The 18,994-nt window shown below is 65.8% G+C and carries 18 protein-coding genes and 1 pseudogene; 12 read left to right on the top strand and 7 right to left on the bottom strand.

Annotated features, from left to right (window positions below; translation table 11 throughout):
- Window positions 1–2 precede the first annotated feature (2 nt).
- The 11 genes and pseudogenes from AC3FJ6_RS05575 (at window position 3) to AC3FJ6_RS05525 (ending at window position 9,416) form a co-directional block, all read left to right on the top strand.
- Window positions 3–524, top strand: a complete 522-nt coding sequence (locus tag AC3FJ6_RS05575; protein ID WP_488771045.1) for a TadE/TadG family type IV pilus assembly protein — start codon at window positions 3–5, stop codon at window positions 522–524.
- The gene (locus AC3FJ6_RS05570) at window positions 521–979 is read left to right on the top strand and encodes a TadE/TadG family type IV pilus assembly protein (RefSeq protein WP_488771044.1); all 459 of its coding nucleotides are present in this window, start codon (window positions 521–523) and stop codon (window positions 977–979) included. The genes AC3FJ6_RS05575 and AC3FJ6_RS05570 overlap by 4 nt, the downstream gene beginning before the upstream one ends.
- A gap of 49 nt (window positions 980–1,028) precedes the next feature.
- Window positions 1,029–2,222: a CpaE/TadZ family protein gene (locus tag AC3FJ6_RS05565; RefSeq protein WP_488771042.1), complete on the top strand. Its 1,194-nt coding sequence runs from the start codon at window positions 1,029–1,031 to the stop codon at window positions 2,220–2,222.
- A gap of 70 nt (window positions 2,223–2,292) precedes the next feature.
- On the top strand, window positions 2,293–3,663 hold the full coding sequence (locus tag AC3FJ6_RS05560; protein ID WP_488771041.1) for a TadA family conjugal transfer-associated ATPase: 1,371 nt from the start codon (window positions 2,293–2,295) through the stop codon (window positions 3,661–3,663).
- Window positions 3,664–3,705: 42 nt separating this feature from the next.
- Window positions 3,706–4,683, top strand: coding sequence for a type II secretion system F family protein (locus AC3FJ6_RS05555; protein WP_488771039.1), 978 nt, complete (start codon window positions 3,706–3,708; stop codon window positions 4,681–4,683).
- Window positions 4,684–4,735: 52 nt separating this feature from the next.
- Window positions 4,736–5,707 (top strand): type II secretion system F family protein, encoded by a 972-nt coding sequence (locus AC3FJ6_RS05550; protein ID WP_488771037.1) that lies wholly within the window; start codon window positions 4,736–4,738, stop codon window positions 5,705–5,707.
- A 221-nt stretch (window positions 5,708–5,928) separates the two neighbouring features.
- Entirely contained in the window at window positions 5,929–6,717 is a 789-nt protein-coding gene (locus AC3FJ6_RS05545; protein ID WP_488771036.1) for a metallophosphoesterase, read from the top strand.
- A gap of 216 nt (window positions 6,718–6,933) precedes the next feature.
- Window positions 6,934–7,245 (top strand): annotated as a pseudogene (locus AC3FJ6_RS05540) (type VI secretion system tip protein VgrG); the annotation flags it as partial.
- Window positions 7,246–7,295: 50 nt separating this feature from the next.
- Entirely contained in the window at window positions 7,296–8,195 is a 900-nt protein-coding gene (locus tag AC3FJ6_RS05535) for a T6SS immunity protein Tli4 family protein (RefSeq protein ID WP_488771034.1), read from the top strand.
- 130 nt (window positions 8,196–8,325) lie between these two features.
- Entirely contained in the window at window positions 8,326–8,517 is a 192-nt protein-coding gene (locus AC3FJ6_RS05530) for a hypothetical protein (protein WP_488771032.1), read from the top strand.
- Window positions 8,514–9,416 (top strand): T6SS immunity protein Tli4 family protein, encoded by a 903-nt coding sequence (locus AC3FJ6_RS05525; protein ID WP_488771030.1) that lies wholly within the window; start codon window positions 8,514–8,516, stop codon window positions 9,414–9,416. Before AC3FJ6_RS05530 ends, AC3FJ6_RS05525 begins: the two co-directional genes overlap by 4 nt.
- 330 nt (window positions 9,417–9,746) lie before the next feature.
- Here the strand turns inward: AC3FJ6_RS05525 and groL are convergent, their stop codons facing one another.
- Complete coding sequence (gene groL, locus AC3FJ6_RS05520) at window positions 9,747–11,390, bottom strand: chaperonin GroEL (RefSeq protein ID WP_092595012.1); 1,644 nt, start codon at window positions 11,388–11,390, stop codon at window positions 9,747–9,749.
- Window positions 11,391–11,478: 88 nt separating this feature from the next.
- Complete coding sequence (gene groES, locus AC3FJ6_RS05515) at window positions 11,479–11,769, bottom strand: co-chaperone GroES (protein WP_008644494.1); 291 nt, start codon at window positions 11,767–11,769, stop codon at window positions 11,479–11,481.
- Window positions 11,770–12,121: 352 nt separating this feature from the next.
- Between groES and AC3FJ6_RS05510 the strand changes: the two genes are divergently transcribed.
- Window positions 12,122–14,449, top strand: coding sequence for a patatin-like phospholipase family protein (locus tag AC3FJ6_RS05510; protein ID WP_488771029.1), 2,328 nt, complete (start codon window positions 12,122–12,124; stop codon window positions 14,447–14,449).
- A gap of 19 nt (window positions 14,450–14,468) precedes the next feature.
- Here AC3FJ6_RS05510 and AC3FJ6_RS05505 read toward each other — a convergent pair whose 3' ends face one another.
- From AC3FJ6_RS05505 to AC3FJ6_RS05485, 5 genes are all read right to left on the bottom strand, one after another.
- Window positions 14,469–15,692: an alpha/beta fold hydrolase gene (locus AC3FJ6_RS05505; RefSeq protein WP_488771028.1), complete on the bottom strand. Its 1,224-nt coding sequence runs from the start codon at window positions 15,690–15,692 to the stop codon at window positions 14,469–14,471.
- Window positions 15,689–16,978, bottom strand: a complete 1,290-nt coding sequence (locus tag AC3FJ6_RS05500) for an MASE1 domain-containing protein (RefSeq protein ID WP_400395072.1) — start codon at window positions 16,976–16,978, stop codon at window positions 15,689–15,691. Before AC3FJ6_RS05500 ends, AC3FJ6_RS05505 begins: the two co-directional genes overlap by 4 nt.
- 112 nt (window positions 16,979–17,090) lie before the next feature.
- Complete coding sequence (locus AC3FJ6_RS05495; RefSeq protein WP_400395069.1) at window positions 17,091–17,375, bottom strand: ArsR family transcriptional regulator; 285 nt, start codon at window positions 17,373–17,375, stop codon at window positions 17,091–17,093.
- 262 nt (window positions 17,376–17,637) lie between these two features.
- Window positions 17,638–17,982, bottom strand: coding sequence for a cupredoxin domain-containing protein (locus AC3FJ6_RS05490; protein ID WP_488771358.1), 345 nt, complete (start codon window positions 17,980–17,982; stop codon window positions 17,638–17,640).
- An 83-nt stretch (window positions 17,983–18,065) separates the two neighbouring features.
- Window positions 18,066–18,959 (bottom strand): metallophosphoesterase family protein, encoded by an 894-nt coding sequence (locus AC3FJ6_RS05485; protein WP_488771027.1) that lies wholly within the window; start codon window positions 18,957–18,959, stop codon window positions 18,066–18,068.
- Window positions 18,960–18,994: the final 35 nt, after the last annotated feature.

The raw sequence follows: 18,994 nt of genomic DNA, 5'->3' as shown, positions 1-18,994 counted from the left end.
TCATGAAACCGCTGACACACTCCCGACCCCACACCCGCAGGTACCAGCGCGGCGTGGCCGCGGTCGAGTTCGGCATCCTGCTCGTACCGATGGTGCTGATGGCCTGCGGCGTCACCGAATTCGGACGCGCGGTCTATCAGTACGACACGCTGACCAAGGCCACGCGCTCGGCGGCCCGCTACCTGTCGCAATTCTCGCCCGACGACGTCACCTACCCGACGGCGGCGACCAAGTGCCTGGCCGCCTATGGGAACACCGGCTGCTCCGGCCAGCCGCTGGCGCCGGGACTGACCACCGCGATGGTCGTCATCTGCGATCGCGTCGATGGCACCGGATGCCCGGGTCAAGCCTTCAGCAACGTCGCCACCTACGACAACCCCTCAGGCACCGGCACGCAGGCCGGCACCGTGAACCTGGTGGCCGTCCGGATCAGCGGCTTTGCCTACTCGCCGCTGCAGTCGTTCATCAATCTTTCCGGGCTGAAGTTCGGCGATATCACCACCGTCATGAGGCAAGTGCTATGACACATCGTGCCCACCCCCTCGGGCTTGCCCGGCAGCGCGGCGTTGCCGCGGTGGAGTTCGCGCTGATCGCGGGCGTGTTCTTCACGCTGCTGATCGGCATCTTCGAATTCTCGCGGGTGCTCTTCTATTGGAACACCGCCGCGGAGGTCACGCGCCTGGCCGCGCGGTCGGCCGTGGTGTGCGACTCCAACGCCAGCATCATCAAGACGAAGATGGAGAACATGCTGCCGCTGCTGCAGAACTCGAACATCAGCGTGGCCTACTCGCCCACGGGCTGCGACAGCGATCCGGCCACCGCACGCGCCAGCTGCCAGTCCGTGACCGTCAGCGTGACCAATGTGACGATTGCCACGGTGATCCCGGTGATGCGCCTGCGTATCGGCATGCCGGCGTTCACCACGACCATGACGCGCGAAAGCATGCAGACATCGACCGGCGGGTCGGTGTGCAGCTGACGCGCAGGCACCCATTCGCTCCATCCGACCCGAACATCGCGAGGACACCATGCTCAAGATCCTGATCGCATCCGACGACGCCGAACGGCTGGCTGAGATCAACCGGCTCACGGCCAACGCCGGCAACTTCCAGACCATGTCGATGCAGGAAGGGCTGGCCCGCCTGCCACTGCAGGCGAGCCGGCTGCGCATGGCGGACCTGCTGATCCTGGAGTTGCCCGATATCGCACCCGCCCAGATGTTCGCGGTGGAAACGCTGCGCCAGCAGCATCCCGACCTGCCCTGCATCCTGATCACGCAGTCGCACGATTCCAGCGTGCTGATCCAGGCCATGCGCGCCGGCGTGCGCGACGTGCTTTCCTGGCCGCTGGACAAGAGCCAGCTGGCCGAAGCCCTGAAACGCGTGGAAGCCACGCATGTGCCGCGTTCGCACGACGTCGCGCAGGTGGTGTCGATGATCTCCTGCAAGGGCGGCGCGGGCACCAGCTTCATCGCCGCGAACCTGGGCGATGCGCTGTCGCGCCACTTTGGCAAGCGCGTGCTGGTGGTGGACCTGAACCGGCACTTTGGCGATCTCACCTATATCGTGACCGACAAGGCCCCCCCCAGCACGCTGTCGGAAATCTGCAGCCAGATCGATCGCATGGACGCGGCGTTCCTGGAGGCTTGCCTCGTGCATGTCAGCGACGGCCTGGACATGCTCGCGGGTGCCGCAGACCCGGTGCGGGCCAGCCAGATCCAGAAGGAAAAGCTGGAGTGGATCCTGTCGGTCATGCAGCCCAACTACGACTACGTGATCTTCGACGTGGGCCAGAGCATCGATCCGCTGTCGATCAGCATGCTCGACCACAGCGACCGCATCTGCGTGGTGACCGAACCCAGCATCGCCTTCGGGCGTCCCAGCCGCCGGCTGCTCGACATCCTGCGCGCCCTGCACTATCCCGACGACAAGATCCGGGTGGTACTGAACCGCACGGGCCGCAAGAACGAACTGCCGCGCGCCACGATGGAAGAGATCTTCGGCATGAAGGTGGCGTTCACCCTGCCGGACGACCCGGCCACGGTGGACGAGGCCGTCAGCCACGGCGAGCCGGTGGCCAAGCTGAGCAAGCGCAGCAGCATTGCGCGCGCACTGCAGTCGATGGCCATGCAGCTGGCCCCGAGCCAGGAAGCCGAGCGCCGCAGCCGGCAGGAAAGCGTGTCGCCGCTGCGCAAGCTGATGCTGCGCGCGCGCAGCACCTGAAGCCGCTTGTCCCAATCAGACCGATCCGCCCGAACACCCGGAACCGAATCCGCCAAGCCAGGAGTCCATCATGTCGATCCGCGAACAGCTCGCCAATGCCGGGGCGCCCTTCACGGCGAACGGCCATGCCACGATCCACTTTGGCACCGCCGCCGGCACGAACACTGCCGGATACCACGCGCTCAAGCGCGATGTCCACGAGTCCGTGCTCGACCGGGTGGAACTGGAGCGTCTGGCGCACTTTCCCCAGGAGCAGGTGCGTCAGGAGATTTCCACACTGGTGAACCTCATCATCGAGGAGCAGAAGGTGCTGCTCAACGACAACGAGCGTCGCCAGCTGACCGTGGAGATCTACGACGAGATGTTCGGCTTCGGCCCGCTGGAGCCGCTGCTGAACGATCCCACCGTGTCTGACATCCTGGTCAACACCGCGCGGCAGACGTATGTGGAGCGGCGCGGCAAGCTCGAACTGACGAACGTGGTGTTCTACGACGACGCCCATCTGATGAAGGTGATCGAGAAGATCGTGTCGCGCGTGGGTCGCCGGATCGACGAAACCAGCCCCATGGTGGATGCCCGGCTGCCGGACGGCTCCCGCGTCAACGCCATCATTCCGCCTTCTGCCATCGACGGGCCGCTGCTGTCGATCCGCCGGTTCTCGGTGAATCCGCTGCAAGTGTCGGACCTGGTGGCGCTGAAGAGCCTGACGCAACCGATGGCCCAGTTGCTGCAGGCGCTGGCGCATGCGAAGGTGAACGTGCTGGTCTCGGGCGGCACGGGCAGCGGCAAGACCACGCTGCTGAACATCCTGTCCGGCTTCATCCCCGAAGACGAACGCGTGGTGACCATCGAGGACGCCGCCGAACTGCAGCTGCGCCAGCCCCATGTCCTGCGCCTGGAAACCCGGCCGCCCAACATCGAGGGCAAGGGCGAGATTACGCAGCGCGCCCTGGTGCGCAACGCGCTGCGGATGCGGCCCGACCGCATCATCCTTGGCGAAATCCGCGGCGGCGAGGCGCTGGACATGCTCAACGCGATGAACACCGGCCACGAAGGTTCGCTGACCACCATCCACGCCAATACGCCGCGCGACGCGCTGACCCGGCTCGAGAACATGGTCAGCATGGCCGGGCTGACCATGCCCGCCAAGGCCATGCGGCAGCAGATCGCCTCGGCGATTACGGTCGTGGTCCAGGCCGCGCGCATGACCGACGGCAGGCGCAAGATCATCAGCATCCAGGAAATCACCGGCATGGAAGGCGACATCATCAACACGCAGGAGATCTTCACCTTCCAGCGCACCGGCGTGGCCGAGGATGGCGCAGTCAAGGGTCACTTCAAGGCCACCGGCGTGTATCCGAAGTTCGCCGAGCGGCTGCGTGTATTCGGCGTCGGCCTGCCGGACGAGATCTACGACCCCGCGCGCCGCTTCGAAGTCTGAACCCGTGCACGCGCCAAACGACAACATCCCCGGGGGTCACACATGAGCACGATCTTTTATGCCTTTGGCATCCTGCTCTTCGTCGCCGTGGTGCTCGGCGTCGAAGCCATCTACCTATGGTGGAACAACGCCCACGGGCCCGCCGCCAGGCGCATCGAGGCGCGCCTGCGGGCGCTGTCGGCCGGCGGCCATGTCAGCGCCGAGCGCCTGTCCATTCTCAAGAAGCGGCTGCTCAGCGATTCACCGCGCATGCAGCGCTGGCTGATGAACGTGCCGCGCATCGGCGCACTGGACCGCTGGCTCGAACAGTCCGGCAGTTCGTGGTCGGTGGCCCAGTTGCTCGGCTACTGTGGACTGGTGGTGCTATGCGCGGTGGCCCTGATTCCGGTCGCGCCCTTGCCGATGCCCGTCATGCTCGGCGGCGCGGCGTTCGCGTGGACCCTGCCCTTCCTGCACGTCATGCGGCAGCGCGCCAAGCGGCTCAAGCAACTGGAATTGCAACTGCCAGACGCGGTGGACATGATCAGCCGGGCGCTGCGTGCCGGCCACTCGTTCTCCGGCGCGCTGGGCATGGTTGGACAGGAAATCAAGGCGCCGCTGGGCCCCGAGTTTCGCATCACGTTCGAAGAGATCAACTACGGGGTTGCGCTTGACGAGGCCATGACGAACCTGGCCATTCGCGTGCCGGTGGCCGACCTCCGCTACTTTGTCATCGCCGTGCTGATCCAGCGCGAGAGCGGCGGCAACCTGGCGGAGATCCTCGACACCATCGCTACGATGGTGCGCGAGCGGCTCAAGCTCTTCGACAAGATTCGGGTGTTGTCGGCGGAGGGCCGGCTCTCGGCCTGGATTCTTGGCCTGCTGCCTTTCGGCACGGCCGGCATGATCCTGGTCGTCAACCCCGACTTCATGAAGGTGCTCTGGGAAGACCCGCTTGGATGGCGAATGATTGGCGGCGCCATCACGTCGATGATCTTCGGTGTGGTGTGGATGCGCAAGATCATCCGCATCCGGGTATGAGTCGGATAACAACAGCCGGCCTTGGACGGTCAACCTGAGGGGGAGTTCGATCATGCAAGACATCATGCAGGGCTTTCGGATAGATCAGTGGATCGTGCTGGCACTGATCTTCGTCGCAGCGTTCGGCACCGTGTTCGGCGTGCTCTACGCGTTTTCGCCCGACCGGATGCGTGGCCGGATGGAACGGATTGCCACCGAGACGGGCGGCGTCACCGGCGACGCCGGGCAGCGCCAGGCCCTGATCGATACCATCGTCCGATGGGCCCAGCCTGTGTCGCGGCTGTCGCTGCCCAAGGAGGGCTGGGAACATTCGCAGCTGCGCATCCGCTTCATGAACGCCGGATGGCGCAACGCGAATGCCGCCCCGCTGTACTTCGCGGCCAAGACGCTGCTGGCGGTGGCGCTGCCGATGCTTGGACTGGTGGCAACGGCCAGCACCCCGGCATTCCAGCAGGAAAGCGCGATGTTCGCGACGCTCGCGGTGCTGGCCGCCATCGGCTACTACATTCCGAACATCCTGCTCTCGCGCAAGGTCGCCACGCGCCAGCGGACGGTCTTCGAGGAATTTCCGGACGTCATCGACCTGCTGACCGTCTGCGTGGAAGCCGGCCTGGGGCTCGACGCCGCGCTGATGCGCGTGGCCGACGAACTGGCGCTGCGTTGCCCCGTGCTTGCCGACGAGCTGCAGCTGATGCTGCTGGAACTGCGCTCCGGATTCTCGAAAGAGAAGGCGCTCGGCAATCTGTCGCTGCGCACCGGCGTGGAAGATGTCGACAAGTTCGCATCGATGCTGGTCCAGGCCGACCGCTTCGGCACCAGCCTGGGCGAGTCCCTGCGGGTGCTGTCCGACATGCTGCGCACCAAGCGCCGCATGCGCGCCGAGGAACAGGCCGCGAAGATCGCGCTGAAGCTGCTGTTCCCGCTGATCTTCACGATTTTCCCCACGCTGCTGCTGGTCCTGCTGGGGCCGGCGTTCATCCAGATCTACCGGGTTCTGCTGCCCACCATGGCGGGCAACAACTAACGCCACATCAAGCGGCGCATCGTCATAACGGTTCCCCCGGCTGTCCTCCCCTGGTGCAATGCCAGGCAGACAGTCTTGCCCGGACAAGTCCGGGCTTTTCTGCTTGGTGCACCACCGGCGCGCCGCCCAGGCAACCTTGCAGCTTGACGGGAGGCCCAAGTCTTCTTAAGAATGCTTGCAGACCAATTCGCGCCCGTATGCAGATACGGAGGGCCAGTCCCATGAAAATCCGCATCCTCAGTGATCTCCACATCGAACACCACATGCCCGAGGATGTCCCCGGCTGCAGCGCCGATCTGACGATCCTGGCCGGCGACATCGCCAACGGCCGCGACGGTATCGACTGGGCCGCCCGTACCTTCGCGGGCCCTGTGCTCTACATCCCCGGCAATCACGAATACTACGAAAGCGCGTTCGATCCGGTGGACCAACAGATGGCGGACGGCGCCGCCGCGTCCGGCAATGTGACGCTGCTCAATGGCGCGGTAGCGGAATTTTCCGACGCCCCGGGCGGCCCGGTGCGGGTGATCGGCACCACGTGGTGGACCGACTATGCGTTGTACGGCGAGAACCGTATCGACGAGGCCATGGCGGCCTGCGCCAAGGTAATGGTCGATCACCGGCTGATCTCCACCACTGGCGACGACGGCCTGCCCCGCCCGTACACGCCCGCCGACGCCCTGGCGCGCCACCGCGCGGCCACGGCGTGGCTGGCCGACACACTGGCACAGCCGTTCGCCGGGAAGACCGTCGTGGTCACCCACCACGGCCCGGATCTCGGCAGCCTCGATGCGCGCTACGCCCACGACATCGTCTCCGCCGGCTTCATTTCACGGCGTCCCGACCTCGTGGCCCAGGCCGATCTCTGGATCCATGGCCACACGCACACCAGCTTCGACTACTGGATCGACGACACGCGCGTGGTCTGCAATCCGCGCGGCTATATCTCGCGCAGAACCGGCGCGCCCGAGAACGCCTTTTTCGACTGGGGCAAGGTCGTGGAAGTCTGAGGCAATCTCGGATTTCTCTGATCCGAGGAATTGGTCGGTCCGATCGGTACGTCGGCGCTATCGCAGGTCATCGTTTCGCGCACGCCATTGTCAATCGCAAAGCCGCGATTGTGACGACGGCTTGCGTCGGATTAGTTGCCTGCTGATTCGTTGACGCACTCGGCAGCCAGTCGGTGTAGCGTGCCACCCACAGCAAACAGCATGTGGCGCGAACCGATGATCGACAAGGACGCTCTGGTATCCGGCGGGCAGTGGTTTCTTCAGAATGCGGGTCTGAAGTCCTACCGCCTCGAAGTCCCCGCCGCGCCCACCGCCATCGCCCTGTCGGTGGTCTCGTTCAAGGCCGTTGAGACCCTCGGCAAGCCTTACGAGGTCACCGTCCAGCTGACCCACCCGCTGGAACTGGACCGTGCCGACTACCTGAATCGTCCGGCCACCTTCGTCATCGACCCCGGCGATGGCAGCGAGCCGCGCCGCTTTGCGGGATGGATTCCGGCGTTCTCGAAGACCCGTCAGACGCGCGACTTCCAGATCGCCCAAGACGCCGACTGGTATCCGACGTTTGAACAGGAGTCCGCATGAGCAGCTCGAAGACTATGGCCATCGGACGTCATTTGGTAGATGTGCCCGACAATGCCGTGATTGTTCCTCAGTGGAGATTCAATAACAGCCCGCTGGCTTTTCGCGACGACATTCGTACAGATGTAGCGTATGACGCCATGATCAACCAGCGTGAGCAGGCCCTGCGTGCCGCTCCGCACGAGCAATACGGCAGTCTGTTCGTTAAACGAGTGGACCATTCGGCCCATCGCGGCGTGACATTGGTTTCCTGGAATCGTCCGAGCGGCACGATCATGTACCAGTTCGACTCATACTTCCGCATTGGGGGCCGGACATTGTCGTATCTGATGAGAGTGTCGAACGACCGTCGCGACTCTCAGCTGAAGCTTTGCGCGGAGATTGCCGATAGGCTGCGGCCGGTGGATGACGCGTCGGTGCCTCGGCGAAAAGGCTTTGTGGCGGGCAGCGTCATTCTGGAAGACACCCGATTCAACCGCGAAAGCTGGTCCTTGACCATCAAGCTCCCCAACAAGCCCGACGCATGGATCCAGGTGTCGGCCTTCGCTCAATATCGCGTAGAGCCCGGCCTGCGCAAGCGGGCTGGCGGCTTGCTGACCAGCTTGCTGGGCTCGATTGCCGGGATGCATCAACTGCGCAACCGTGAGCGGCCCGTTGGCCCCATCGAGGCCGACGAGATCCTCATCGCGGGGACGGAGAAGGGAAAGCGACTCTACGCCTTCAAATGGGAAGCCTCCGGCAAGGAATACTCGCTCGCCGAGCCGCAGCTCAATGCCGAGCTCGACGTCATCGAAAGCGTCTACAAGACCAACAACGAATCATTCGCCAGCGACGAGGAAGCCCTGGAGCTATGGGACAGGCTGATCGATTCCATCCGCCTGCGGCCGGGAGCCGTCTGATCACGGATACAGCCCAACCCATTACACCCATGACAAACACGAACCGCTCACGCCGGCGGGTGCTGCTCGCACTCGCCCCGGCATACTGCTTCACGATACCCCGGATGGCAAAGGCGCGGACCGCAGAGGCATGCCGCGCAAGTGGCCGTCGCGCATCGTGGCCGAGAACGTGATTGTGGTTACGCATTCCATGGGCGGCTTCGTCAGCCGGGCACTGACCGAGATCCACGGCTGCGACAAGGTACTTCGGGGTGTCTCACGGCGTGCCACGATCGCTCAGGATGCCCAATGGTATCCGTTACTCGAACAGGAGTCCGCATGACCCCAAGTTGGATAACCACGTCCATCGGCCGACACCTCGTGGACGTGCCGGAGGATGCAACGCTCGTACCGCAATGGCGGTACAACACTGACCCTCTAGTCTTTCGCAACGACATCCGCACAGACTTGGCGTATGACGCCATGATCAACCAGCGTGAGCAGGCCCTGCGTGCCGCGCCGCACGAGCAATACGGCAGTCTGTTCGTTCGGCGGGTGGACCATGGCATCAATCGCGGCGTCACGCTTGTGTCATGGAATCGGCCTGGGGGCACAATCATGTATCAGTTCGATTCGTACTTCCGCGTGGGCGGCCGGACTCTAACCTATCTCAGGGAAGTGTCGAACGACCGTCTCGATTCGCAATTGGAGTTTTGCGCGGAGATTGCCGACAAGTTGCGGCCGGTGGATGACGCGTCGGTGCCTCGGCGAAAAGGCTTTGTGGCAGGCAGCGTCATATTGGAAGACACCCTTTTCAACCGCGAAAGCTGGTCCCTGACCATCAAGCTCCCCAACAAGCCCGACGCATGGATCCAGGTGTCGGCCTTCGCTCAATATCGCGTCGAGCCCAGCCTGCGCAAGCGGGCCGGCGGCTTGCTGACCAGCTTGCTGGGCTCGATTGCCGGCATGCATCAACTGCGCAACCGTGCGCGGCCGGTCGGCCCCATCGAGGCCGACGAGATCCTCATCGCGGGGACGGAGAAGGGCAAGCGGCTCTACGCCTTCAAATGGGAGGCCTCCGGCAAGGAATACTCGCTCGCCGAGCCGCAGCTCAATGCCGAGCTCGACGTCATCGAAAGCGTCTACAAGACCAACAACGAATCATTCGCCAGCGACGAAGAAGCGCTAGAGCTATGGGACAGACTGATCGATTCCATCCGCCTGCGGCCGGGAGCCGTCTGACCATGGATACAGCCCAACCCATGACACCCATGACAAACACGAGCCGCTCACGCCGGCGGGTGCTGCTTGCACTTGCGTCGGCTCCCCTGCTTCCCCACGCCGGCCTTGCGCACGCCGGCGGGTGGCAACGGCACGCTGCCGTATCGACTGGCGCGGCATTGCAATGGCTGAGGGCGGAATTGCTTCCGTCCTTGCGCCAGCGGCAAGACGCCGCGCACGCGATTGTGGCGCGCGCTCGCTGAAGGCCGCACAAAACAAAAACCCCCGAGGGCTCGCACCCTCGGGGGTTTTTTGACAGTCAGGCCGTCTGGCCCGGCAGTCCGGCGCGATTTACATCATGCCGTCCATGCCGCCCATGCCGCCCATGCCGCCCGGCATTGCCGGAGCCGACTCTTCCTTCGGCGTTTCGGCAACGGCGCAGTCGGTCGTCAGCATCAGCGAAGCCACCGAAGCGGCGTTCTGCAGCGCGGTGCGGGTCACCTTGGTCGGGTCCAGCACGCCCATTTCCACCAGGTCGCCGTACTCGCCCGAAGCGGCGTTGTAACCGTAGTTACCCTTGCCTTCGATGACCTTGGCCACCACGACCGACGCTTCTTCACCAGCGTTCAGCACGATCTGGCGCAGCGGCTCTTCCATGGCGCGCAGCACGATCTTGATGCCGGCGTTCTGGTCGGGGTTGTCGCCTTGCAGCGCCGAGATGGCAGCGCGGGCGCGCAGCAGGGCCACACCACCGCCGGGGACGATACCTTCTTCCACGGCAGCGCGCGTCGCGTGCAGTGCATCTTCCACGCGGGCCTTCTTTTCCTTCATTTCGACTTCGGTGGCAGCGCCAACCTTGATCACGGCAACACCGCCGGCCAGCTTGGCCACGCGCTCTTGCAGCTTCTCGCGGTCGTAGTCCGAGGTCGCTTCTTCGATCTGGGCGCGGATCTGCTTCACGCGGCCTTCGATCGCAGCTGCGTCACCGGCGCCGTCGATGATGATGGTGTTTTCCTTGCCGATCTCGATGCGCTTGGCCTGGCCCAGGTCCTGCAGCGTGGCCTTTTCCAGCGTCAGGCCGATTTCCTCGGCGATCACCGTGCCGCCCGTCAGGATGGCGATGTCTTCCAGCATGGCCTTGCGGCGGTCGCCGAAGCCCGGAGCCTTCACGGCGGCGGTCTTCAGGATGCCACGGATGTTGTTCACCACCAGCGTGGCCAGGGCTTCGCCTTCCACGTCTTCGGCGATGATCAGCAGCGGGCGGCCAGCCTTGGCCACTTGCTCCAGCACCGGCAGCAGGTCACGGATGTTCGAGACCTTCTTGTCGAACAGCAGAACGAACGGGTTGTCCAGCTGAACAACCTGCTTTTCCGGGTTGTTGATGAAGTACGGCGACAGGTAGCCGCGGTCGAACTGCATGCCTTCCACGACTTCCAGCTCGTCGGCCAGCGACTTGCCGTCTTCCACCGTGATCACGCCTTCCTTGCCGACCTTGTCCATGGCTTCGGCGATGCGCTCGCCGATCGAGGCGTCGCTGTTGGCCGAGATCGCGCCAACCTGGGCGATTTCCTTGCTGGTCGTGGTCGGCTTGCTCAGCTTCTTCAGCTCTTCCACGGCCGAACCCACGGCCTTGTCGATGCCGCGCTTCAGGTCCATCGGGTTCATGCCGGCGGCCACGAACTTCATGCCTTCGCGCACGATCGACTGGGCCAGGACCGTAGCGGTGGTGGTACCGTCACCGGCGTTGTCGCTGGTCTTGGAAGCCACTTCCTTGACCATCTGGGCGCCCATGTTCTGCAGCTTGTCCTTCAGCTCGATTTCCTTGGCCACGGACACACCGTCCTTGGTCACGGTCGGGCCGCCGAAGCTGCGCTCCAGCACCACGTTACGGCCCTTCGGGCCCAGCGTCACTTTCACTGCGTTGGCGAGAATGTTCACGCCTTCAACCATCTTGGCACGTGCGGCGTCGCCGAACACTACGTCTTTTGCTGCCATGTTCTGAATCTCCGAATCTGGGAAGACCGCCCCGCGCATCGGGCTGGGCGGTCAGGAATCTGGGTATGTCTGGAAGGACGGGCGTCGATTACTTGTTGACGACAGCCATGATGTCTTCTTCGCGCATGACCAGCAGCTCCTGGCCATCCACCTTCACGCCCTGGCCGGCATACTTGCCGAACAGCACGCGGTCACCCACCTTCACGTCGAGGGCAATGTTGTTGCCCTTGTCATCCTTCTTGCCCGGGCCAATGGCGAGCACTTCGCCTTGATCCGGCTTTTCGGCTGCATTGTCGGGAATCACGATGCCGGAAGCGGTCTTCGTTTCATTGTCCAGACGCTTCACGATCACACGGTCGTGCAGAGGACGCAGGTTCATACGGACTCCTAAATACAAAAAAAGTGAGTTTTAATTCACAAAACGGCCGTTATCAGGGGGTGCCCTGGCACCGGTCGGCAACGGCCATCGGGTTTTCGGGTATACCGCAGGGAAGGGGCAACAGCTGGCTGTTAGCACTCTCCCCCAGCGAGTGCTAATTATAGGGACGGGGTATTTCGTTTTCAAGACGCGGGCTGAATGGGGGTTTTCCCGTACCCTGCGGTTTTTTTCTTCGCCGTGCGCCAGATCGCCACTTTCTGGCCGCATCCCCTGACAATGTCCACGAAAAGTTCCGCTGCCACGTTGGCAGACGGGTTCCCCACCGTTGTCAGCCCTTTCCGAAGTGACCGTCATGTTTCGCCAAGCCATTGCGCCGCACCGAGCCCCGCCGGGGTGGGCTGTCCTGTTCGGTCTGTTCCTGCTCGGCTTGCTGTCGTGGCAGCACGCCCATGCGGCATGCGCCGCCGGGCCGGCCAGTGGTCCCGACGGTGCAAATGGCGCCCCGTCCGCCCGGCCGCGCATCGGCCTGGTGCTGTCCGGCGGCGGCGCGCGGGGCTACGCCCATATCGGCGTGCTCAAGGCGCTGGAGCAGATGCATATCCCCGTGGACTGCATTGCCGCGACCAGCATGGGCGCGGTGGTCGGGGGGCTGTACGCGAGCGGCATCGGCGCCGACGAACTGGAAACCCGGCTGTCCCGGGTGAACCTCAGCGACATCGTGTTCGACCGCAACGAACGCGCGCAGCTGCCGCAGACGCTCCGGGAGGACAGCTTCCAGTATCCGATCGGCATTTCGGCGGGGCTTGGCAAGGATGGCGTCAAGCTGCCGATCGGCCTGGTGCAGGGCAACAAGCTGCTGACGCTGCTGCAGGACTGGACGTCGGCATGGCCCGGCGACGTCGATTTCAATACCCTGCCGGTGCCGTTCCGCACGATCGCCACCGACCTCGGCTCCGGCGCGCCCGTGGTGCTGGACCACGGCTCGCTGCCCCGTGCCATCCGCGCCAGTGCCGCCGTGCCCGGCCTGTTCGCGCCGTTCGCCGTGAACGGACGCACGCTGGTCGATGGCGGGCTGGTCAGCAACCTGCCGGTGCAGATGGCGCGCGACATGGGCGCCGACATCGTGATTGCCGTCAACGTGGCCACCCCGCTCGACGATCCGGCCACGCTGGACTCTCCGGCAGCCGTCACCCAGCAGATGGTGACGATCCTGACCAACCAGAACGTAGCCACGCAAAAGGCGCTGCTGGGCCCGCGCGACGTCCTGCTGGAGCCCGATCTGGGCAAGCTGTCCTTCACCGATTTCTCGCACGCCGGCGACGGTATCGGGCTGGGTTATGCCGCCACCACCGCCATCGCGCCCCGGCTGGCCGGGCTGGCCCTGCCGCGCGAGGCCTGGGACCAGTACATCGCTTCGCGTGCCGCGCACGTGGCCACCGCGGAACCGCGCCGGGTGGACGCGATCGAGGTACACACCTCGGGCCGCATTCCGGCGTCGTACGTGCGCCAGTACCTGCGCGTGCGCGAAGGTGACCGCTACGACACGGCCGCCGTCAACCACGACCTGACCCAGTTGTCGACCAGTGGCGATTTCGAGAGCGTGACGCAGGAACTGGTGACCGAGGACGGCCGCTCGGTGCTCAAGGTCGATGCGCACGAAAAGTCATGGGGCCCGCAGTTCCTGCTGTTCGGCTTCGGACTGTCCACCACGTTCGATGGCAAGGGCGCCTTCAACCTCCAGCTCGGCCACCGCTACCCGTGGCTGACCCAAGGCGGGCTCGAATGGCGCAATGACATCGTGCTGGGCAGCAACCAGGCGAAATGGCATACCGAACTGCGCCAGCCCGTGTTCGACCGGCTGGGCTTCTATATCGCGCCCTATCTGGAATACGCCCGCAAGCACGTGGACATCTACCCGGACAATGGCGACAAGCGCAATGCCACGCCGCTGACGGCCGTGCGCGTGGACACCGCTCAGGCCGGTATCGACTTCGGGCTGCCCATCGGCCGCCTGGGCGAGTTCCGCCTCGGCGCGAACTACCAGCAGGTGCGCTACGCCTCGGATTACCTGCTCGCCGGCGCGCCCAACGGCCGGTTCAGTGCCCGGGTGCGCCAGCCCGTGGTGCGCGCCCAGCTGACCATCGACCAGCTCGACGACCCGCTCTTCCCGCGCAAGGGCTATTACCTGTACGCGGTGAACCAGCTGTCGTTCGGCGGGGCCGACAACAGCTTCGACGACGTCCACGCCAAGGCGCTGTGGGCTGGCAGCTACGGCCGCCACACGCTGAACCTGGCCGCCGAAGGTGCCATGACGTACAACGACCACCGCTCGAACAACAGCGTCAGCGGCGGCCTGGGCTTCACGCTGGGCGGCTTCCAGCGGCTGTCGGCCTATGCGCCGGACCAGTTCTCGGGCAACTACCTGCTGTATGGGCGGCTCACCTATCTGAACGAACTGCGCGAGTTCACGCTGCCGGGGCTGCGCAGCACGGTCTTCGGCACCAGCCTCGAAATCGGCGATGTCTGGCTCAGGCGGCGCAACTTCGGCAGCGGCCCGTACAAGTCCAGCGCCAGTGCGTTCATCGGGGGGAACAGCGTGATCGGCCCGCTTTACTTCGGCTTCGCGGCGGCCCCGAAGGGCGTCTGGAACCTCTATCTGCAGCTGGGCCGCGTGTTCTGACGGGTGCCTCCCGGCATGCTCAGACGGCCTGGCCCGCCAGCGCCGCCGGGCTGGCGACCGCCATCGCCGAGCGGTATTCGACGGCCGCGATGCGGCCATTGCGCAGCTGCAGCGTCTGGGTGCCATGGCCCTGCATCGGCGTGCCGTCGAACAGATACGACACGCTGATATCCACCTCCACGGTCTGCCCGTCGATACGCGGCGCGCCCGCCACGTCGATGCGGATCGTGTCGCCAGCCAGTTGCGCCAGGCGCTGGAACAGGCCGATCACGGCATCGCGGTCGCCATACTCGCCGGCCAGCGGGTGGTCGCCCACGTGCCGCCAGACGATGGCCGGATCGAGCTGCGGATAGATGGCCTCGAAATGGCGCGACGTCAGCGCGGCCAGGTAATCCTGCACCAGCGCCTGCACGGCCTCCGCTGCCATCGGCGCCTCGACGGCGCGGCGCGTGCGCGCGCGGCCGGCGCCAGCGTCGAGCCCGAGGAATCCGGCCACGCTGGCCATCACCTGCTCGCGGTCGTTGTCCACGCAGATCATGTGGTAGCTGTTCTCGACCACCACGCCTTGCACCTGCGGCACGTTCGCCAGCAGGAAGTCCGCCGACCGCACCGACGTCAGTTCGTCCTCGCGGGCATGCACCACCAGCGTCGGGCAGGCCACGCGCCGCGCGCCGTCGAGCACCCAGCGCCGCAGGCGGTCCACCTGGCGGATGCAGGTCAGCGGCACCCATCGGTAGTGGAAATTGTCGCCGCGCTCGAACTTGGCCTTGACGATGGCGCGCACCAGATCGTTCTTGATGCCGAACGGCTCGTTTTCCTCGACCTTGATGCGGCCCGGCAGCACGGGCAGGTGGTAGACCACGTGCCGCAGCCAGCGGTACGGCGGGGTTGACCAGCCGTCGATATAGACCGGCGCGGACAGCGCCACGAGCTTGCCTTTGCGGTGCTGGCGCCGTTCGGCCAGCGCCACCGCCAGCAGCGCCCCCATGCACATGCCGATCACGTGGAACGTGTCGTACTGGTCGACCAGCGCGTCGTAGGCCTGCGTGACCGACGCCATCCACTGCTCGGCCCGCACGTGCAGCAGGTCTTCCGGCGTACCGCCGTGGCCCGGCAGCGTCACGGCGTGGGTTTCCACGCCGCCGCGCCGCAGTACCTTGTGCATCGGCCCCAGGTCATACTGGGTGCCGCCCAGCCCATGGATCAGCAAGGCCCCGACGCGCGGTGCCTGTTCGGTCGTCATGCTGCGCGCCGCCCCTCGGTGTCGTGGCTGGCGACGATGCGCCAGGCCCCGGCGATCAGCGCCACGGAGTCGTCGCCGTCCAGCAGCGGGCCGCTCATGTCCACCACCGTGGTGGTGGCGCCCGCCGGCAGCAGCAGCCGGAAGGTCAGATCCCCGCGCACTTCCCCATCGCTTTCGCGCAGCCAGCGCCGGCGTACCTCGGCGCGGTCGTCGGGATGCACGCAGGCCAGCACGTCGTCCAGCGTGGAGAAGGCCGGCTCGGCCATGCCAAACGCCTGTTCGACACTGCCGCTCCAGCGCAGGCGGCCGCTATGCGGGTCGAGGTTGTACACCAGCTGCCCGCTGGCGGCCAGCGCCAGTTCCACGTCGTTCTGACGGCTCGCCGCCGCCTCGTGCAGCTGCTCGCGGGCCGTGCGCAGCGTGCTGATCAGCAGCGTGAGCAGCGCCGCCACGGCCAGGTAGAGCTGGGCCACCAGCAGCGAATTGCCGTGGTAGACCGCCGTGTCGGCGAACGGGCCGTCGCCCTGGGCGGTGTTGACCAGTACCAGCGCCGACAGCAGCGCCACCGCCACCGAGCCGCCCCGTCCGCCCAGCAGCAGCGCCGCGATCGCCACGAAGAACAGCGGGATATAGGTCAGCGCATAGGCCACGTCCAGCGACAACTGCACGATGCGGGTGCCGTCGAACACCACTGCGGCGGTCACCAGCACGGCCAGCAGCGCGGCGATACCGGCCAGGAATTCGCCCCGGCGCCGGCCGCCAGAACGGGCCGCGCTGAAGCGCGCCCAGCCCGCGAATACCGGTGTGACGATCAGTACACCCACGAAGTCGGCGGCGGCCCAGACCTTGGCGGTGGCCCAGAATGGCACGTCCAGGAACAGCCAGAACCAGCCCGCCCCGAACACCGCGCCGCCCACGCTGCTGACCACGGCGGCCACCAGCACGCCGCGCAGGAAGGCCAGTCCTTCGAGCGAGAACCGCATCATGTGGACCAGTGCCACGGCCAGCGCCGCAAAGCCGATCTCGTCCAGCGAGAACAGCACCATGCGGAACGGATCGCGTCCTTCCACCACGCCCAGCAGCATCTGGGCGGCCAGGAAGGCCAGCCCCAGCGGCACCCAGCGGCGGGCCGGCGCCAGCATGAAGGCGGCCACGGTCACGCCGGCCGGCAGCCAGATATAGCCGGTGGCAGAGAACGGCCCGTTGATCTGGTGCGACGCGTAGCCGAAGACGAAATACAGGATCGCCCACAACGGCAGCGTCACGATCCGGTTCGAAAATTTCACGGTGGATTCCTGATGCAAGGCGCAACCGGCAACGGCCGGTCGCCCTGAATGAACGGAGAACCACGCCGGCCAGTTGACCGGCGCCCTCAAAAAAGCGCCTGAAGCAGCACAGTCAGTTCAGGCCGCTGCGATCGACGAATTCCAGCGCCTCACGCACCGCCCGGCGCGCCTTGAGCGCATAGCAGACCTGGTGGTCGCGGATGACCAGCGCCAGCACCTCGGCCTGGACCATCTCCTGGAAATGGTGGGCAGCGCGGCGCAGTGTCACGCCGGACGCTTCGGCCAGCGCAATGGCGGGCAGGCAATCGTCGCCGGCCTCCAGCAGCGCGCGGCAGATGGCCGCGCGGGCCGGCACCGTCAGCAATGCGAGGGTCAGGGTGCTTTCCTGGGTTTCCATGGTGGTCTGCCTGAGAGAAGTTGGCCGCAAGCCCGATGATGCACGACTGCCCTGGCATCGTACGCTGAAACAGGCAGTCATACGCCCTTCGTATCCCCGCATGTCGCGGGGCAAGGTGCGCATCGTATCCTTGTCGAGTCAGGCGGTGGATGTCCCACCCAGGCCTGCAATGGTCCCGCCCCGCCGCCAAACGTGCGGCGCCGCGCGGGGGGTACGACGACGCCCGGGCGCTCTCCCTCTCTCCCGTCCCGGCTCCCGACCGCTACGCCACGCTGATCGTGCCGCTCATGCTCTCGTGGCCCGAGCCGCAGAAGATGTCGCACAGGAAGGTGTAGGTGCCGCGCTGCTTCGGCGCGGTCATCCGCACCTCTACCGCCTTGCCCGGAGGGAGATCGGCACGGACCGAGAAGTCCGGGGCCGAGAAACCCATGATGACGTCCTCGGCGGTCACCGCCAGCACGACGGTCTCGCCGGGCTTGAGCGTCAGCTTGTCGGGGATGAACACGAAGCGCCGCGCGCGCATCGGAATCACGCGCGGCGCGGCGGCCCCGCCCATCGCGGGCACGACGGCGGCGGCCAGCACCAGGCCCATGACCTGTGCCAGCATCCGGCGCCGGCCCGCGACGGCGGGCGGGGCGGCCTGGGCGGCCTGGTCGGTCGGCTCCGCCGGATCGGTCGGATGGTTCGTCATCACGCGCTCCCGATTACCGGCTGCTCGGCCAGCTGGAATGCATCCTTGCCCGGCGACGCCGTGGCGTTCACCTCGCGCCAGCCAAGGCCCTGGTACGGATGCGCGGCATCCCAGGGCACCGGCAGCCGGCGCGGCTGCGACCCCGCCACCGGCAGCGGAAACATCAGCGAGCGCGCCGCGTGGTGCGCGATATGCCCGGTCATGCGGTGATGTTCCTGGTGGATATGCCCGTAGAACACCGTCACGTTCTGGTACGGCATCAGCTGGTCGATCACCTTGGCGCCGTCGCGCGTGGCCCAGTCCCACTGTGGATACAGGTCGAACAGCGGCCGGTGCGTGAAGAGCACGATACGCGCGTCGCGCGGCTGCCTGGCCAGGTCGGCGGCCAGCCAGGCCAGCTGGGCCTCACCCACCTGCCCGGCCGGGTCCGACACGTTGTCCAGCACGATTGCGTGCAGGCCCTTGTGGTCGAACGTGTAGTGCGTGGGCCCGAACAGCTCCTGGTAGGCCGCGCCGTTGTCCAGGCTGGCATCGTGCTCGCCCGGCATCAGGTGGACGGCCCCGGCGCGCAGCGGGGCGATGAGGTCGCGGAATTCGCGCATGCGGCGGCGGCGCTCGGCCGGGTCGTCGGTCGTGTGGGTCAGGTCGCCCGTGAACATCACGAAATCGGGCGGCTGCGGCAATGCGTTGACCGCCGCCACGGCCTTGGGCAGCGTGCCGCGCGCATCGGGATTGGGCGGCCCCTCGAACCCCCAGTGCGCATCGGACAGCTGGACGAACACGAAGTCGTCATCGCGCCCGGCTGCCCAGCCCGGCAGGGCCGATGCGAACACGGCGCCGCCGGCCGCACCCGCCAGGCGCAGGATGTCGCGCCGGCTCCAGTTTCCATTCATGACCGTCTCCGTTGGGTGGATGGTGACTGTCATAC

The sequence above is a fragment of the Cupriavidus sp. 94F1 genome, assembly GCF_057798875.1.
The sequence above is the reverse complement of the archived record's forward strand: the minus strand, read 5'-3'. Positions and strand labels throughout refer to the sequence as shown.

Excerpts from the sequence above, each read along its gene's own strand:
- groL (WP_092595012.1), bottom strand. The coding sequence starts at position 11,390 with ATGGCAGCAAAAGACGTAGTGTTCGGCGACGCCGCACGTGCCAAGATG.
- AC3FJ6_RS05535 (WP_488771034.1), top strand. The coding sequence starts at position 7,296 with ATGAGCAGCTCGAAGACTATGGCCATCGGACGTCATTTGGTAGATGTG.
- AC3FJ6_RS05495 (WP_400395069.1), bottom strand. The coding sequence starts at position 17,375 with ATGGAAACCCAGGAAAGCACCCTGACCCTCGCATTGCTGACGGTGCCG.
- AC3FJ6_RS05570 (WP_488771044.1), top strand. The coding sequence starts at position 521 with ATGACACATCGTGCCCACCCCCTCGGGCTTGCCCGGCAGCGCGGCGTT.
- AC3FJ6_RS05505 (WP_488771028.1), bottom strand. The coding sequence starts at position 15,692 with ATGACGACCGAACAGGCACCGCGCGTCGGGGCCTTGCTGATCCATGGG.
- groES (WP_008644494.1), bottom strand. The coding sequence starts at position 11,769 with ATGAACCTGCGTCCTCTGCACGACCGTGTGATCGTGAAGCGTCTGGAC.
- AC3FJ6_RS05555 (WP_488771039.1), top strand. The coding sequence starts at position 3,706 with ATGAGCACGATCTTTTATGCCTTTGGCATCCTGCTCTTCGTCGCCGTG.
- AC3FJ6_RS05490 (WP_488771358.1), bottom strand. The coding sequence starts at position 17,982 with ATGCTGGCACAGGTCATGGGCCTGGTGCTGGCCGCCGCCGTCGTGCCC.
- AC3FJ6_RS05485 (WP_488771027.1), bottom strand. The coding sequence starts at position 18,959 with ATGAATGGAAACTGGAGCCGGCGCGACATCCTGCGCCTGGCGGGTGCG.
- AC3FJ6_RS05565 (WP_488771042.1), top strand. The coding sequence starts at position 1,029 with ATGCTCAAGATCCTGATCGCATCCGACGACGCCGAACGGCTGGCTGAG.
- AC3FJ6_RS05525 (WP_488771030.1), top strand. The coding sequence starts at position 8,514 with ATGACCCCAAGTTGGATAACCACGTCCATCGGCCGACACCTCGTGGAC.
- AC3FJ6_RS05530 (WP_488771032.1), top strand. The coding sequence starts at position 8,326 with ATGCCGCGCAAGTGGCCGTCGCGCATCGTGGCCGAGAACGTGATTGTG.
- AC3FJ6_RS05545 (WP_488771036.1), top strand. The coding sequence starts at position 5,929 with ATGAAAATCCGCATCCTCAGTGATCTCCACATCGAACACCACATGCCC.
- AC3FJ6_RS05560 (WP_488771041.1), top strand. The coding sequence starts at position 2,293 with ATGTCGATCCGCGAACAGCTCGCCAATGCCGGGGCGCCCTTCACGGCG.
- AC3FJ6_RS05575 (WP_488771045.1), top strand. The coding sequence starts at position 3 with ATGAAACCGCTGACACACTCCCGACCCCACACCCGCAGGTACCAGCGC.
- AC3FJ6_RS05550 (WP_488771037.1), top strand. The coding sequence starts at position 4,736 with ATGCAAGACATCATGCAGGGCTTTCGGATAGATCAGTGGATCGTGCTG.
- AC3FJ6_RS05510 (WP_488771029.1), top strand. The coding sequence starts at position 12,122 with ATGTTTCGCCAAGCCATTGCGCCGCACCGAGCCCCGCCGGGGTGGGCT.